The 13,437-nt window shown below is 67.1% G+C and carries 16 protein-coding genes; 14 read left to right on the top strand and 2 right to left on the bottom strand.

Annotation, left to right across the window (positions count from 1 at the left end):
- The first annotated feature begins 53 nt into the window (after positions 1 to 53).
- Together fliS and ACPP3B_RS09965 are read left to right on the top strand one after the other, a co-directional pair.
- A complete protein-coding gene (fliS, locus tag ACPP3B_RS09970; RefSeq protein ID WP_299020316.1) occupies positions 54 to 449 on the top strand; it encodes a flagellar export chaperone FliS in 396 nt (131 codons plus the stop codon).
- Between the two features lie 26 nt (positions 450 to 475).
- Positions 476 to 802: a flagellar protein FliT gene (locus ACPP3B_RS09965; RefSeq protein WP_299020313.1), complete on the top strand. Its 327-nt coding sequence runs from the start codon at positions 476 to 478 to the stop codon at positions 800 to 802.
- 50 nt (positions 803 to 852) lie between these two features.
- On the opposite strand, the gene ACPP3B_RS09960 is transcribed toward ACPP3B_RS09965, so the two are convergent.
- Entirely contained in the window at positions 853 to 2,415 is a 1,563-nt protein-coding gene (locus tag ACPP3B_RS09960) for an ATP-binding protein (RefSeq protein ID WP_424858886.1), read from the bottom strand.
- Between the two features lie 87 nt (positions 2,416 to 2,502).
- A complete protein-coding gene (gene fliE, locus ACPP3B_RS09955) occupies positions 2,503 to 2,901 on the bottom strand; it encodes a flagellar hook-basal body complex protein FliE (RefSeq protein ID WP_424858885.1) in 399 nt (132 codons plus the stop codon).
- Between the two features lie 137 nt (positions 2,902 to 3,038).
- On the opposite strand from fliE, the gene fliF reads away from it, so the two are divergent.
- From fliF to fliQ, 12 genes are all read left to right on the top strand, one after another.
- Positions 3,039 to 4,769 (top strand): flagellar basal-body MS-ring/collar protein FliF, encoded by a 1,731-nt coding sequence (gene fliF / locus ACPP3B_RS09950; RefSeq protein ID WP_424858884.1) that lies wholly within the window; start codon positions 3,039 to 3,041, stop codon positions 4,767 to 4,769.
- 24 nt (positions 4,770 to 4,793) lie between these two features.
- Positions 4,794 to 5,795 (top strand): flagellar motor switch protein FliG, encoded by a 1,002-nt coding sequence (gene fliG / locus ACPP3B_RS09945; RefSeq protein ID WP_424858883.1) that lies wholly within the window; start codon positions 4,794 to 4,796, stop codon positions 5,793 to 5,795.
- Positions 5,782 to 6,486 (top strand): FliH/SctL family protein, encoded by a 705-nt coding sequence (locus tag ACPP3B_RS09940; protein WP_424858882.1) that lies wholly within the window; start codon positions 5,782 to 5,784, stop codon positions 6,484 to 6,486. Before fliG ends, ACPP3B_RS09940 begins: the two co-directional genes overlap by 14 nt.
- Positions 6,479 to 7,957, top strand: coding sequence for a flagellar protein export ATPase FliI (fliI, locus tag ACPP3B_RS09935; RefSeq protein ID WP_424860178.1), 1,479 nt, complete (start codon positions 6,479 to 6,481; stop codon positions 7,955 to 7,957). Before ACPP3B_RS09940 ends, fliI begins: the two co-directional genes overlap by 8 nt.
- Positions 7,954 to 8,406 (top strand): flagellar export protein FliJ, encoded by a 453-nt coding sequence (fliJ, locus tag ACPP3B_RS09930; RefSeq protein ID WP_424858881.1) that lies wholly within the window; start codon positions 7,954 to 7,956, stop codon positions 8,404 to 8,406. The genes fliI and fliJ overlap by 4 nt, the downstream gene beginning before the upstream one ends.
- Before the next feature lie 32 nt (positions 8,407 to 8,438).
- A complete protein-coding gene (locus ACPP3B_RS09925; protein WP_424858880.1) occupies positions 8,439 to 9,746 on the top strand; it encodes a flagellar hook-length control protein FliK in 1,308 nt (435 codons plus the stop codon).
- A gap of 246 nt (positions 9,747 to 9,992) precedes the next feature.
- Positions 9,993 to 10,517: a flagellar basal body-associated protein FliL gene (gene fliL, locus ACPP3B_RS09920; protein ID WP_424858879.1), complete on the top strand. Its 525-nt coding sequence runs from the start codon at positions 9,993 to 9,995 to the stop codon at positions 10,515 to 10,517.
- A gap of 41 nt (positions 10,518 to 10,558) precedes the next feature.
- Positions 10,559 to 11,572 carry a flagellar motor switch protein FliM gene (gene fliM, locus ACPP3B_RS09915; protein WP_424858878.1) on the top strand — a complete coding sequence of 338 codons (1,014 nt, stop codon included), beginning with the start codon at positions 10,559 to 10,561 and terminating at the stop codon, positions 11,570 to 11,572.
- Positions 11,562 to 11,993: a flagellar motor switch protein FliN gene (gene fliN, locus ACPP3B_RS09910; protein ID WP_299020457.1), complete on the top strand. Its 432-nt coding sequence runs from the start codon at positions 11,562 to 11,564 to the stop codon at positions 11,991 to 11,993. Before fliM ends, fliN begins: the two co-directional genes overlap by 11 nt.
- A gap of 10 nt (positions 11,994 to 12,003) precedes the next feature.
- Complete coding sequence (locus ACPP3B_RS09905; RefSeq protein WP_299020458.1) at positions 12,004 to 12,393, top strand: FliO/MopB family protein; 390 nt, start codon at positions 12,004 to 12,006, stop codon at positions 12,391 to 12,393.
- Positions 12,390 to 13,154: a flagellar type III secretion system pore protein FliP gene (fliP, locus tag ACPP3B_RS09900; protein WP_299020459.1), complete on the top strand. Its 765-nt coding sequence runs from the start codon at positions 12,390 to 12,392 to the stop codon at positions 13,152 to 13,154. Before ACPP3B_RS09905 ends, fliP begins: the two co-directional genes overlap by 4 nt.
- A 10-nt stretch (positions 13,155 to 13,164) precedes the next feature.
- Entirely contained in the window at positions 13,165 to 13,434 is a 270-nt protein-coding gene (gene fliQ, locus ACPP3B_RS09895) for a flagellar biosynthesis protein FliQ (RefSeq protein ID WP_299020460.1), read from the top strand.
- Positions 13,435 to 13,437: the final 3 nt, after the last annotated feature.

Below are 13,437 nucleotides of genomic sequence, written 5' to 3'. Positions count from 1 at the left end.
CGTGGACGATACAAAAGTCATCGAACATCGTTCGCAATCACGCGAGGGCCACCATGCTTGCTCTGACCCCCATGAAACACGCCAAGACCTACGGCCAGATGGCCGCCAGCACCCGCGCCACCACGGCCGACCCGCACGGGCTGATCGAGATGCTGTTCGACGCGATCGATGAGCAGATCGCGGTGGCGATGGGCGCCCTGGAGACACACGAGACGGAGAGGCGCGGCAAGGCGGTGAAGAAGGCCGTGATGCTGCTGCAAGAGGGCCTGCGCGGCGGACTGGACCTGGAAAAAGGTGGCGAGCTGGCCGAGCGGCTCGATGGCTTGTACGCCTATTGCGCCGCCCGCTTGGCGGAGGCGCACGCCAAGCGCGACCGTGCGCTGTTCGCAGAGGTACGCCAGCATCTGCGCACCGTCGCCGACGGCTGGAAAGCCATCCGCCCCCAGTAAGCAGCCGACTGCCGGAGGCCCGAATCATGAGCGCTACCCCCAAACCCAGCCCCAGCGTGATGGACGTCTATCAAGCCCTGGAAGACGCGAGCGCCCGCATGCTGCAAGCGGCGCAGGCCGACGACTGGGACCGCGTCGTGGAACTGGAAGGCGCCTGCGCGGTGTTGATCGAGCGCCTGCGCGAGCAGGGTGAGCACGCGCAGCTCACGCCCGCCGAGCGGGCAGAGAAGCACCGCATCATGTTGGCCATTTTGCGCCACGATGCGCAGATCCGCGCGCTGGCCGAGCCGTGGCTGGATGTGTGGGGCGACGTGCCCCCAGGCGAGCCGATCCGCAGCGCTTGGCTGCACTGATCCGGTGCCCGCGCGTCGCGGACACCGCTCTGTCCCACGTCGCGGGATGGTCAGGAATGAAGATCCGGGGAGGCAGGCTGAACGTCCCACCCCACCACATTGCGCGTGGCGCTGCTGAACTCCACGCCCAGCAGCCAAATGGGGCGGCCGTCGGCGCGGTATTTGTCGGCGTAGCCCCTCTGTCGCAGCTGGGCGATCGCCTCGCCCGTGGGTTGGTCGCCATCGATGCGCTTGAACTCCATGATGACGATGGCCTGCGGCAGTTTGAGCGTCAAGTCGATGCGGCCTTGGTTCGTGACGTCTTCCGGGGTGAGATCGAGCCCGAGGCTGGCGAGGTGCGAGTAAAAGACGCTGGCCCAGTAGCCCTCATAGTGCAGGACGGGATTCGCGCGGTACCAGTCGGCCGGGATGCCGGCAAAGAGCGACTCGAAGTGCGTGCGCAGGGCAGTCCAATCAAGCGCGAACCACTTCTTCAGAAGCGGCAGCGGCTGCGTGGGCACCTGCGGTGGCACCCAGGCGCGCAGCAGCGCCTGGTTGAAAGCGCTTTCCACCTCGCGGTTGGGATAGCCCAGTTGGTACTGCACGAGTCCCCCGAGCCGCTCCACGCCGGTGATGGTGAGATAGCCCGTCTGCCACAGCAGCGCTTCCGTGCCGATGTACTCGACATCGAACGCGCCCAGCAGCTGATCATCGGCCACCAGGGTGTCGAGCTGCGGGATAAACGTCTGGCGGCTGCGCAGCAAATCGACCAAGAAGGTGGGTGTGCCGGTCTCGAACCAGTACGCGCGAAAGGTGCGCTCTTGCAGCAGCAGCAGCACATCGAACGGGTTGTAGACCGACTCGCCCAGCCAGCGGTAGCCGTTGTACCAGCGGCGGATGTCGTCGCGATCGAGCCCCTCGAGCTCGGGGGCGAACACGGCATCGAGGTCGGCTTCGGTGTAGCCACAGATGGCCGAATACTCCGCCGAGACGGTGATGTCGCGCAGGTTGTTGAGCCCCGAGAAGATCGAGACCTTGCTGAACTTGGAAACCCCGGTCAGAAACGCGAATCGGATGTGGGCGTCTTGCCCCTTGATGACCGAGTAAAGGTTGCGCAAGCCCTCGCGCATGGCCCGCGCCACCTCCGGCTCGGTGAGGTTGTCGAGGATCGGTTTGTCGTATTCATCGACCAGGACGACGGCGCGTTGGCCGTATTTTTGCGTGGCCCGCTCGATGAGCTCGCCAAAGCAGCCCGGGATGGAGCGGTGCTCGCAGTGGATTCCAAGGGAGCGCTGGTGGTTGTCGAGCAGTTCGCGGATGCGCTCATCCAGTTGCTCTCGGCTCTCCAGCCGCCCTTCGGCGAAGCTGATCCGAATGACGGGATGCCGCTTGGACCAATCCCACTTGTCGTGGCAGTACAGCCCCCGAAAGAGCGGCTCGTTGCCGGCGAAGAGTTCGGCGAGCGTGTCCAGAAACAACGACTTGCCGAAGCGCCGCGGGCGCGAGAGGAAGTAGTGCGAACCCGATTCGATCAGCCGAAGCGCGTACGGCGTCTTGTCAACATAGTAATAATCGTCCCCACGGATCTTGGCGAAGGTCTGGATGCCGATGGGCAGCCGCTTGCGGTCGGTCATGGCAGGCAGTCGAGAGGATCTCACGGCGCGATTGTCGCCCAGGCCGCAGGGGGTGGCAACAACGACCGCACGAGGCGCGCTGGCCGGTCACACCTGCATGTTCATGACGTCGGTGTAGGCCTGCATCATGCGGTTGCGCACGTGCAGCGCGGCCTGAAAACCGATCTGTGCCTTTTGCATGGCAACCATCGTTTCTTCCAGGCTGACGCTGCGGTCGCCCAGCTGCACGCGGTTTTGCAGGGCGCTGGCGCGGTTTTGCGCCGCGCTGACGTCGTGCAGCGCGGTGCGCAGCGCCTCGCCAAAGCCGCGGGTGGGCGCAACGGCACCCGCCGTGCGGGGGGCGGTTGCCGAGGCCGACGCAGCGGCCCCCGACACGTCAGCGCCCGCGGCGGCTTTGGCCGCCAGCGCCTTTTGCGCGGCCCGTAGCGCGGCCGCTTGCGCAGGACTCATCGAAGCGGTGGTCATGGGGAGCAGGCGCAGGTCCATGGCAGGCTCCGATCCGGGTTGAACACGATGGCTGGGATGCTACCGGCCGAACAGCCGCTTGCATAAGCGCAAATAACCCGGACTGGAGGGGATTGTTTGGACTTTAGCCACGGCCAACGGTTCTGATAATGCGCGCCATGGCTACCTCGACCACCGCCGTTGCCGAATTGGACCCCTCCCTGCCTGCGCCCGCCGGCGAGCGGGCACCATCGCCGCTGCTAGCCGGCTGGCAGCGCCTGAGCCCGGGACGCAAACTGTCGTTGGGCGCCGGGCTGCTGGCCATGGTGGCGCTGCTGGCGATGGCGTTTTACCTGGCCAACCGACCGGACTACCGGGTGTTGTATGCCAACCTATCGGACAAAGACGGGGGCGCGATTTTGGCGGCACTGTCGCAAATGAACGTGCCGTATAAGCACGCAGACGGGGGCAACGCGATTCTGGTGCCGGCAGACCGTGTCAACGATGTGCGCATGAAACTGGCCAGCCAGGGCCTGCCCAAAGGGACGGTGGCGGGCTTTGAGCTGATGGACACCACGCGGCTGGGGATGACGCAGTTCCAGGAGCGGGTGAACTTTCAGCGCAGTTTGGAAGGTGAGCTTACGCGCACCATTTTGTCGCTGGCGTCGGTGGCGGATGCGCGCGTGCACCTGGCACTGCCCAACCAGAATGGGTTTTTTCGCGAACAGCAAAAGCCGTCCGCCAGCGTGGTACTGACCCTGCACCCGGGCCGCACGCTGGACCGCACGCAGGTAGCGGGCATCGTACACCTGGTGGCCAGCTCCGTGCCCGAGATGGACCCGAAGGCGGTCAGCGTGATCGACCAGAACGGCACGCTGCTGTCACAGCGGGCCGAGGCCGACAACGGTATCGACTCGCGCCAACTGGAATACGTGCGCACGCTAGAGCAGACCTATCAGCAGCGCATTCTGGATTTGCTGGAGCCGGTGGTGGGCCGCGACAACGTGCGCGCGACGGTGACGGCCAATGTGGACTTTTCGCTGACCGAGTCGACTACCGAGCAGCACCGCCCGAATCAGGGCACGGAGCCGGCCGCGGTACGGAGCTCGCAAACCGTGGAAGAGAACACGCCGGGGCTCAACACCCCGGCTGGGGTACCAGGCGCAGTCACCAACGTGGCCCCCGGTGCGACAGCCGCGCCCATCAACGGGCCCGGGGCACCGGTGGGGGTGGTGGGCGCGACGGGCACGAGCGATCAGCGCACCCGGCGCGAACAGGTGGTCAACTATGAAGTGGACAAAACCATCTCGGTCACGCGCAACGCCACCGGCACGGTGCGGCGCTTGAGTGCGGCGGTGGTCATCAACCACCTGCCCAACCCTGACGCCAAAAAGGGCCCCGCGACCGCGGCGCTGCCGCCCGAGCGGCTGGAACAGATTCAGGCCTTGGTGCGCGAGGCCATCGGCTACAACGCCGAGCGCGGGGACTCGGTCAACGTGGTCAACGCGCCGTTCAATCAGCCGAAGGTGGAGCCGGTGGAAATCCCGTGGTACCAAAACCCGGATATGCAAGACCTGCTGCGCAGTCTGGCCGGGCCGCTGGGCATGGTGGCGCTGGGGTTGATCGTGTTCTTGGGCTTGGTGCGCCCGGCGCTCAAGATGATGCAGCCGCCATCTGCACAAGCCACCGCTGGCGCCGCGGGGACGGCCGCCCTGCCCGCCCCGGGCAGCCAGGTCGAGGCGGTGGTGGGCGAAGTCGTCGAGCGCCCCGGTTTGCCCGAACCGGTGCACAATGAGCCCACCCCCGAAGAGCTGCGGCTGGCCGATGCGCGCCGACTGGCGAAAGAAAACCCGGTCGCCGTGGCCAATATCATCAAGGGCTGGATCAGCGGCGAGGGGGCGGCCGCCTGAACCAGCGGCAACGGGTGAACGCAGATGGCCGACACAGACGACGGACTGCAGGATGCCGCCATCTTCCTCATGTCTCTGGGGGAAGAGGAGGCGGCTGAGGTCTTCAAGCATTTCTCGCCCAAGGAAGTGCAGCGTTTGGGCGAGGCCATCGCGCGCATGCGCGCCGTGCCCAAAGAGAAGGTGGCGGCGGTCATCGAGCGCTTCACACACGAGGCACAATCGCAGAGTTTGCTGGTGTCGGACACCGACAACTACGTGCGCACGGTGCTCAAGCGGGCGCTCGGTGACGATAAGGCCGCGCTGCTGATCGACCGTATCTTGCAAGGCGGCGACGTCTCGGGCATCGAGAGCCTGAAGTGGATGGACCCCATCTCGGTGGCCGAGCTGCTGCGCAACGAACACCCGCAAATTCTGGCGGCGATTCTGGTTCACCTGGACCAGGACCACGCGGCCAACATCCTCAAACAATTCAGCGAGCGCACCCGCAACGAGGTGGTGCTGCGCATCGCCACGTTAGAAGGCATTCAGCCCACGGCGCTGAAGGACCTCAACGAAGCGCTCTACCAGGTACTGGCCGGCGGCGACAAGATCCGCAAGAGTTCGCTGGGCGGCATCAAGACGGCGGCCGAGATCATCAACCTGCTGGGCACCAGCCTGGAGGCCAGCGTGATCGACGCCATCCGCGAGCAGGACCCGGATCTGGCGCAGAAGATCATGGACAAGATGTTCACCTTCGAGGACTTGCTCAAGCTGGACAACAAGTCGCTGCAGATGGTGCTCAAGGAGGTGTCGTCCGACCAGTTGGTGGTGGCGCTCAAGGGCGCCTCGCAGGAGCTGCGCGACAAGATTTTGTCCAACATGTCCAGCCGGGCGGCCGAAGCGCTCAAGGAGGACCTGGAGTCGCGCGGGCCGGTGCGGCTGTCCGAGGTCGAGGCGCAGCAAAAGGAAATCCTGAAGATCGTGCGCCGTCTGGCCGACGAGGGCCAGATCGTGTTGGGTGGAGGCGGCGACGATGCCTTCGTCTAACCGCGGGGGACACCCCTATCAGCGCTTCATCCCGCGCGAGGAGGTGCAGGTGGTCACGGCCTGGGCCTTCGAGCCGGTGGACGAGCGCGAGCGCGCCGCTGCCGAACCGGCGCCAGAGCCAGCGATCACGCCGGAGGACCTCGAGCGGGCGCGCGCCGAGGCATTCGCACAGGGGTTCGAGCAGGGTCGCCAGACCGGCGCGCAGGAGGCGCGCGACGCGCTGACCGAGCCGCTGCGCCAGCAAGCGCAGGCACACGCCGAGCAGGTGATGGCGATTCTGGCCGCCGCGGACGCGGAGTTGGACGCGGTGCGCAGTCGGCTGGCCGACCAAGTGCTGTTGCTGGCCTGCGACATCGCGCGCCAGGTGGTGCGGCGCGAATTGGCGCAGCCGCTGGAACCGGTGCGCGCCGTGGTGGAGGAAGCACTGTCGTTGCTGACCGACGACGCCCGCCCAGCGGTGCTGCGCCTGCACCCACAGGATGCGGCGCGGCTGGGACCTCTCATGGAGGAGGCGCTGACCCGCCAGCAGGTGCGGCTGGTGCCGGATGCGCGCCTCACCCCGGGCGGCTGCGTGGTCGAAACGGCACATGGCAGTATCGACGGCACCATCGAGCGGCGCTGGGCGCGCGCGGTGGCCAACCTGGGACTGGATCTGCCCTGGAATCCCACCGAGGGGCATGAGCATGACTGACGTCACCACGCCCGACCTCGCCCCGTGGGAGCGCTTTCTGGCGGCGGCGCGCCAGGCTGCCAGCCAGCCCACGCCGCTGGAGACCAGCGGACGCCTGACCCGCCTGGCCGGTCTGGTGCTGGAAGCTCGCGGTATTCGCACCCCCGTCGGCTCGCAGTGCGTGATCGACCCCAACCCCGACCCACTCGCCCCCGCGCCGGACGCGGGCGCCACCGTGCTCGCTGAAGTGGTGGGATTTGCCGGCGACCGCGCCTTTTTGATGCCCGCCAGCGAAGTGATGGGGCTGGCTCCGGGCGCGCGCGTGCGCCCCCTGCCCCCGTATCGCCCGCAGCCGCGCTGGGGCGACGCGCCCCACCCCATCGTACCCAACGACCGTGGCGTGCTGCGCCTGCCGCTGGGTGACGGCCTGCTGGGCCGGGTGGTGGACGCCTACGGCCACCCGCTGGACGGCGGTGGCCCGTTGCACGGCGTGCAGGTGCAACCGCTGGAACGTCCACCCATCAACGCCATGCAGCGCGCCCCCGTGCGCGAGCCGCTGGACACCGGCGTGCGGGCCATCAACGCGCTGCTGACGGTAGGCCGCGGCCAACGGCTCGGTCTGTTCGCGGGCTCGGGCGTGGGCAAGAGCGTGCTGCTGGGCATGATGGCGCGCTACACGCAGGCCGACGTGATCGTGGTCGGCCTCATCGGCGAACGCGGCCGCGAGGTCAAGGAGTTCATCGACGACATCTTGGGCCCGCGCGACCGTGGGCGGGCCGTGGTGGTGGCCGCCCCGGCGGACGCCCCTCCCTTGGTGCGCTTGCAAGGCGCACACTACGCCACGGCCATCGCCGAGCGGTTTCGCGACGACGGCCGCCACGTGCTGCTGTTGATGGATTCGCTCACCCGCTACGCGATGGCGCAGCGCGAAATCGCCCTGGCGATCGGTGAGCCGCCGGCCACCAAGGGCTACCCGCCCAGCGCGTTTGCACGGCTGCCGCAGCTGGTCGAGCGCTCCGGCAATGGGCCAGAAGGCGGCGGCTCCATCACGGCCTTTTACACCGTGCTGTCGGAGGGTGACGACCAGCAAGACCCGGTGGCCGACGCCGCGCGCGCCATTTTGGACGGACACGTGGTGCTGTCGCGTACGCTGGCCGAGTCGGGCGTGTACCCCGCCATCGACATCGAAGCGTCGGCCTCGCGCGTCATGCACAACGTCGTGAGTGAGGAACATTGGGCGCTGGCGCGGCGCTTCCGGCAGCTGTATTCCCGCTACCAAAAGAGCCGCGACCTGATCCAGCTCGGCGCCTATGTGGCAGGCAGCGATCCGGAGACGGATCTGGCGATCCAGCTCTTCCCGGCCATGCAGGCGCTGGTGATGCAGGACATGCGCGAGTGCGCCCCGTTCGACGACAGCGTGCGCCAGTTGGCCGATGTGCTGGCACCAGCCCTTGCGCGCACCCAGCGTGATGCCCGCGGAGGTGCCGCATGAACAAACCGCGCGACCTGGGACTGTTGCTGGAGCTCGCGCAACGGCGGCGCGACGCGTGCGCGCAAGCGCTGGCGCAAGCGCGGCGCGAGCGGCAGCAAGCCGACGCCCAAATGGCCCAGCTGCACGCCTACACGCATGACGCCGACGCGCGCTGGCAACAGCGCGCCAGCGCGGGGGTGAGTCCCACCCTGCTGGCCACGCACCGGCAATTCATGGTCAAGCTGGAGGAAGCCATCGGCTACCAGACGCAGGTGCTGCAACAGTTGGACGCGCGCATCGCGCACCACGAGGCGCAACTGATCGACGCCGAGCGCGCGCTCGCCACGCTGCAGCGCGTGCAACAGCGCTGGCAGCACGATTGGCTGCGGCGTCAGCAGCGCCTGGAACAAAAAGCCTTCGACGAAATGGCGGCCACCGTGCACCGACGCCGCCATCCGCCGCCCCCGTGACCCTTGGCCCCGCCCACGACAGGAGCCCCGCCATGAAAACCGAAGCCGCCTCGCACGCGCACGCCACCCCAGCGACCCAGCGTGCGAACCGCCCAGCCGCGACCGCCGCCAGCGCCGCCGACCCGGCCCAAAACGACCCGTTCGCCCAGCTGCTGGCCGAGTTGTTTGCCGACGACCCTGGTGGTACCGCTGTTGACCGCATCACGGCCGATGCCACGACGGACGCGCAGGCCGAAAACGCAGCGGAGGACATCACACCAGAGACGAACGCCTTGCTACCCCAAACGGCCAGCACGCTCACGTCAGCGCCGGCAGAAAATCCGCTGAACGCTGCCCTGGCGACCAGTCTGTTGTCAGCGGCGCAAGGGATCGATACGTCGCCGACGGAGACCGACCCTCCAACACAAGCGCTCATTCCCGACCCTGCGGCAGCCACGGGCGACGGCAAGCGCCGCAGCAACCCGGTCGCCGACCTGGCCGGCGAGGGCGGCTTGGGCCACTCGGCGGGGCCAGCAGCCGACGCCGGCACGGCAGGCGCCCCCTTTGGTCAGTGGGTTTCGACACTGGCGCGCGCCAAGCAGCGCCCCACTGCGGGTACGCGCGCCACCGCTGCCGAGAGTGCCAATGCCTCGCCCGTCGCCGAGGATGCACGCGCCCGCAGTGATGCGGCCGGGCCCCACGACACCGCGGGCGCTGCGCGGCTGGATGCGCTGCTGGCCTCTGCCGCGCCTGCCGCCGCGCAGGCCCTGGCGGGGGCGGAACCCAACGGCCTGTCCGTGGCCGGCGACCGGCGCGAGGCCGCACGCACCACCGACGGGCCGACGACGGGCAACCCCAGCATCGGCGACCCGGGCAGCGCCCCCGCCGCGACGGAGGGAGCCGAGTCCGCCGACTTCGGCCTGCAGTTAGGCGCGGCACTGGCCGACACGTTCGAAGCCATCGGCGCCCAAGTGAGCCTGTGGGCCAGTGGCAAGACGCAGCGCGCCAGCTTCTCGGTGCGCGAGGGACTGGACGACCCCCTATCCGTGGACGTGACGCTCAATGACGGCGTGGCGCAACTACGCTTTCGCACCGACGACGCGGCCCTGCGCCAGTTGATTCAAGCGCAGGCACCGACCGCACTGGCCGATGCGCTGGCGCGCGCCGGCTTGGCACTGGGCGGCATGGAGGTGGGGGGGCAATCGGCCCAGGGCCAAGGCCAGGATTCGGGCACACCCGCCGCTGGCCGCGCGGTGCGCATGGGGTTGACGGCCCTGACCGGGACGGACGCCGCGGAACCCGTGTCCTCGGCGCGCTTGCAGCGAGACAGGGGCGGCGTCGGGCTCGACGTCTATGCCTGAGCGACACGGCCTGGGGGCAGCGACGTTCCCAGTCGCGCCACGGCGTGCGCGGGCAGTGGTGCCGCCAGCCTACCGAGCAACAGGACAAAGCACCCGGTTTTTGGGCTTTGGACAGCGTTCGAGAGGGCGCGACAATGCATTCGACGCTCCTCGTTGCGTGCGCGGCCAGCCGTGACACAATAGGCCACGTCGCGCCCGACGTCGTGTCGTCGGCGATCGGTTCATCCTTGGTATGCCTTTGACATCATGTCCGCCCCAGCAGCCGCCCCCGCCGAAAAACCCAAGAGCAAAAAGCTCCTGATCATCATCATCGCCCTCGTCGTCGTGCTCGCGGCAGCGGGGGGCGCCGCCTTCTTCCTCCTCAAAGGCGGGGGAGAAGAGCACGAAGCTGAGGCGCCCGCCAATCACGAGAAAGCCAAGCCCAAGCCGAAGAAGAAGGACGCAGCGGCCGCGCCCACTTTCATGCCGCTGGATGCCGTGGTGGTCAACCTGGCCGACCCAGGCACGACGCGCTACGCCCAAGTCGGATTGACCTTGCAGCTCGAAGATGCCAAGACGGCCGAGGAAGTCAAAAAATACATGCCCGCCATCCGCAGCGGCATCCTGATGCTGATCTCGCGCCGCACGGCCGACGAGCTGCTCAGCGCCGAAGGCAAGGCCAAGCTGGCCGAAGAAATCCTGGAGCTGGTGCAAAAGACCGCCGACATGGAACCTTACAAGGGCTACAGCCCGGTCGAGGCGGTATTGTTTTCCAGCATCATCGTGCAGTGAAGCAACAGGCACCTTGCACTTGACGCACTAGACGGACGACCATGAGCGACGCGTTTTTGTCCCAGGACGAGATCGACGCCCTGCTCGAGGGCGTCACCGGTGAGAGCCAGAAGCTGGCCAAGGAAGAGGTGCAGACCGGTGGCATCCGCACCTACGATCTGTCCAGCCAGGAACGCATCGTGCGTGGGCGCATGCCCACGATGGAGGTCATCAACGAGCGCTTCGCACGCAATTTGCGCGTGGGGTTGTTCAACTTCATCCGTCGCAGCCCAGAAATTTCGGTCGGCCCGGTGCAGGTACAAAAGTACAGCATGTTCCTGCGCGAGCTGGTGGTGCCAACCAACTTCAATATCATGGCTGTGCGCCCGCTGCGTGGCAGCGGCCTGGTGGTGTGCGAGCCGACCCTGCTGTTTGGCGTCATCGACAGCCTGTTCGGTGGCACGGGGAAGTTTCACACCCGCATCGAGGGGCGCGACTTCTCGCCCACCGAGCAGCGTGTCATCAACCGCATGGTCGACGTGATCGCCGAGGAATACAAAAAAGCGTGGAAGGGCGTGTACCCACTGGAGCTGGTCTACCAGCGCTCGGAGATGCAACCGCAGTTTGCCAACATCGCCACGCCCAGCGAAATCGTCGTCAGCACCAGCTTCACGCTCGAGATTGGGGACATCAGCGGTTCGCTGCATGTCTGCATCCCCTACTCGACGCTGGAGCCGATCCGCGACCTGCTGTATTCCAACACGCAGGGCGACTCGATGGAAGTCGACCGACGCTGGGTCAAACTGCTGAGCCACGAGATCCAGGCGGCCGAGGTCGAATTGGTGGCCGAACTGGCCACGGCGGAGGCCACGGTCGAGCAATTGCTGGCCATGAAGCCGGGCGATTTCATCGAGCTGGAACGACAGCGCATCATCCAGGCCAAAGTGGACGGCGTGCCCGTGCTCGAATGTGAATACGGCACCCACAACGGCAAGTACGCCCTGAAGGTGGTGCGCACCATCCGCAGCAGTGACCAGAGTTGGCACGCCCACGGAGGGATGAACTATGACAAATGAGAACGACAACCCGCCGGCCACCCCGGTGGACGAACAGGCCCTGGCCGACGAGTGGGCGCAAGCGCTGCAGGAGCAGGCCAGCACCGACCACGGCGGTGGCGGTGCATTTGCCAGCGCGCCAGCCTTCGACGGTACACCGCCAGCCCCGACGGGTAACAACGACATCAGCATGGTGCTGGACATCCCCGTCACGCTGTCGGTGGAGCTGGGCCGCACCAAGGTGCCAATCAAATACATCCTGCAATTGGCACAGGGCTCGATCGTCGAGCTCGATGCGCTGGCGGGCGAGCCGATGGACGTGTTGGTCAACGGCTACTTGATCGCGCAGGGTGAAGTGGTGGTGGTCAATGAGAAGTTCGGCATCCGCCTGACCGACATCGTGACACCATCGGAGCGCCTGCGGCGCCTGAGCAAGCATTGAGCGCGGGAACATGAGCGGCACCTGGGCATCGCTGGCCCCCGCCCTCGCCTTGCTGGCGATACTGGCGGGGCTGGCCTGGGGGGCACACTGGTGGCGCCGGCAACGGCAAGCCTCCAGCGGCGATACGGCCGCGCTGCGCGTGGTGTCGCAGCTGATGGTCGGCCCGCAGCAGCGCGTGGTGGTGGTGGAACTCGACGGCCCGGCGGGCCTGGTGCAGCTGACGCTGGGCGTCACGCCCCAGCACGTGCGCACGCTGCACGTGCAGCCGCTGGGGACCACCGCTCGGCGGGGCGCCGCCAGCCCTGCCCCGGCCAGCCCCGGGGCGCCGCCCACGCCCCGCTACGCGGACGTGGCGCGCGCGCTGCAAACCCATGAGCCACGACGGGAGCCCACGCCATGACGGCGAGGTGCCGCTGGCTGCAAGGGGCACTGGCGCTGGCGCTGGCCACGGGCAGCGCGGCGCTGTGGGCCCAGTCCACCCCGCCGGGACAACTGCCCCTGGTCATCGGACAGGGGCCGAGCGGCACCAGTTACTCGGTGCCGATCCAGACGCTGCTGTTTTTCACGGCGCTGTCGTTTTTGCCGGCCATTTTGCTCATGATGACGGCGTTTACCCGCATCGTCATCGTGCTGTCGCTGCTGCGCCAGGCGCTGGGCACGCAAGCGTCGCCGCCCAACCAGGTCATCATCGGCCTGTCGCTGTTTCTGACCTTCTTCGTCATGGGGCCGACGCTGGACAAGGTTTATGAGACGGCGTACCGTCCCTACAGCACGGGACAGGCCAGCTTCGAGCAGGCGGTCGCCGCTGCCGAAGCGCCCATGCGCGAGTTCATGAAGGGCCAGACGCGCCAAGCGGACTTCCAACTCTTCGTTAACCTGGCCAAGCTCCCGCCCGACACCCGCATTGACGACGCACCCCTGCGGGTGCTGGTGCCTGCCTTCGTCATCAGCGAGCTCAAGACGGCGTTTCAGATCGGGTTCATGGTGTTCATCCCGTTCCTGATCATCGACATGATCGTGGCCAGCGTGCTAATGTCGCTGGGCATGATGATGTTGTCGCCGGTGCTGGTGGCGCTGCCGTTCAAGCTCATGTTGTTCGTGCTGGCCGACGGCTGGAATCTGCTCATCGGCTCGCTGGCCGCCAGCTTTGCCACCCCATAAAGGAGCCCGCATGGAGCCGCAAGCCGTCCTCACCCTGGCCCAGCAAGCGATGTTCACGCTGTTGGCGGTGTCAGCGCCCGTTTTGGGCACGGTATTGGTGGTCGGGTTGGTGATCAGCCTGTTTCAGGCGCTCACGCAAATCAACGAGGCAACGCTGTCCTTCGTTCCCAAGCTGGTGGCGGCGGTGGCGGTCTTTGCAATCGCGGGCCCTTGGATGCTGACCACACTGGTCGAGTTCATCCGCCGGGTACTGCTGGCCATTCCGGAGTACGCGGTCTGAGCC

Source organism: Tepidimonas sp. HKU77 (genome assembly GCF_049728535.1).
Taxonomy (GTDB): Bacteria; Pseudomonadota; Gammaproteobacteria; order Burkholderiales; family Burkholderiaceae_C; genus Tepidimonas.
Note: the sequence above shows the minus strand (reverse complement) of the source record. Positions and strands in the feature narration are given on the sequence as shown.

Bases quoted from the DNA above. Each gene is read 5' to 3' on its own strand.
- fliS (WP_299020316.1), top strand. From the start codon at position 54: ATGCTTGCTCTGACCCCCATGAAACACGCCAAGACCTACGGCCAGATG.
- ACPP3B_RS09965 (WP_299020313.1), top strand. From the start codon at position 476: ATGAGCGCTACCCCCAAACCCAGCCCCAGCGTGATGGACGTCTATCAA.
- ACPP3B_RS09960 (WP_424858886.1), bottom strand. From the start codon at position 2,415: ATGACCGACCGCAAGCGGCTGCCCATCGGCATCCAGACCTTCGCCAAG.
- fliE (WP_424858885.1), bottom strand. From the start codon at position 2,901: ATGGACCTGCGCCTGCTCCCCATGACCACCGCTTCGATGAGTCCTGCG.
- fliF (WP_424858884.1), top strand. From the start codon at position 3,039: ATGGCTACCTCGACCACCGCCGTTGCCGAATTGGACCCCTCCCTGCCT.
- fliG (WP_424858883.1), top strand. From the start codon at position 4,794: ATGGCCGACACAGACGACGGACTGCAGGATGCCGCCATCTTCCTCATG.
- ACPP3B_RS09940 (WP_424858882.1), top strand. From the start codon at position 5,782: ATGCCTTCGTCTAACCGCGGGGGACACCCCTATCAGCGCTTCATCCCG.
- fliI (WP_424860178.1), top strand. From the start codon at position 6,479: ATGACTGACGTCACCACGCCCGACCTCGCCCCGTGGGAGCGCTTTCTG.
- fliJ (WP_424858881.1), top strand. From the start codon at position 7,954: ATGAACAAACCGCGCGACCTGGGACTGTTGCTGGAGCTCGCGCAACGG.
- ACPP3B_RS09925 (WP_424858880.1), top strand. From the start codon at position 8,439: ATGAAAACCGAAGCCGCCTCGCACGCGCACGCCACCCCAGCGACCCAG.
- fliL (WP_424858879.1), top strand. From the start codon at position 9,993: ATGTCCGCCCCAGCAGCCGCCCCCGCCGAAAAACCCAAGAGCAAAAAG.
- fliM (WP_424858878.1), top strand. From the start codon at position 10,559: ATGAGCGACGCGTTTTTGTCCCAGGACGAGATCGACGCCCTGCTCGAG.
- fliN (WP_299020457.1), top strand. From the start codon at position 11,562: ATGACAAATGAGAACGACAACCCGCCGGCCACCCCGGTGGACGAACAG.
- ACPP3B_RS09905 (WP_299020458.1), top strand. From the start codon at position 12,004: ATGAGCGGCACCTGGGCATCGCTGGCCCCCGCCCTCGCCTTGCTGGCG.
- fliP (WP_299020459.1), top strand. From the start codon at position 12,390: ATGACGGCGAGGTGCCGCTGGCTGCAAGGGGCACTGGCGCTGGCGCTG.
- fliQ (WP_299020460.1), top strand. From the start codon at position 13,165: ATGGAGCCGCAAGCCGTCCTCACCCTGGCCCAGCAAGCGATGTTCACG.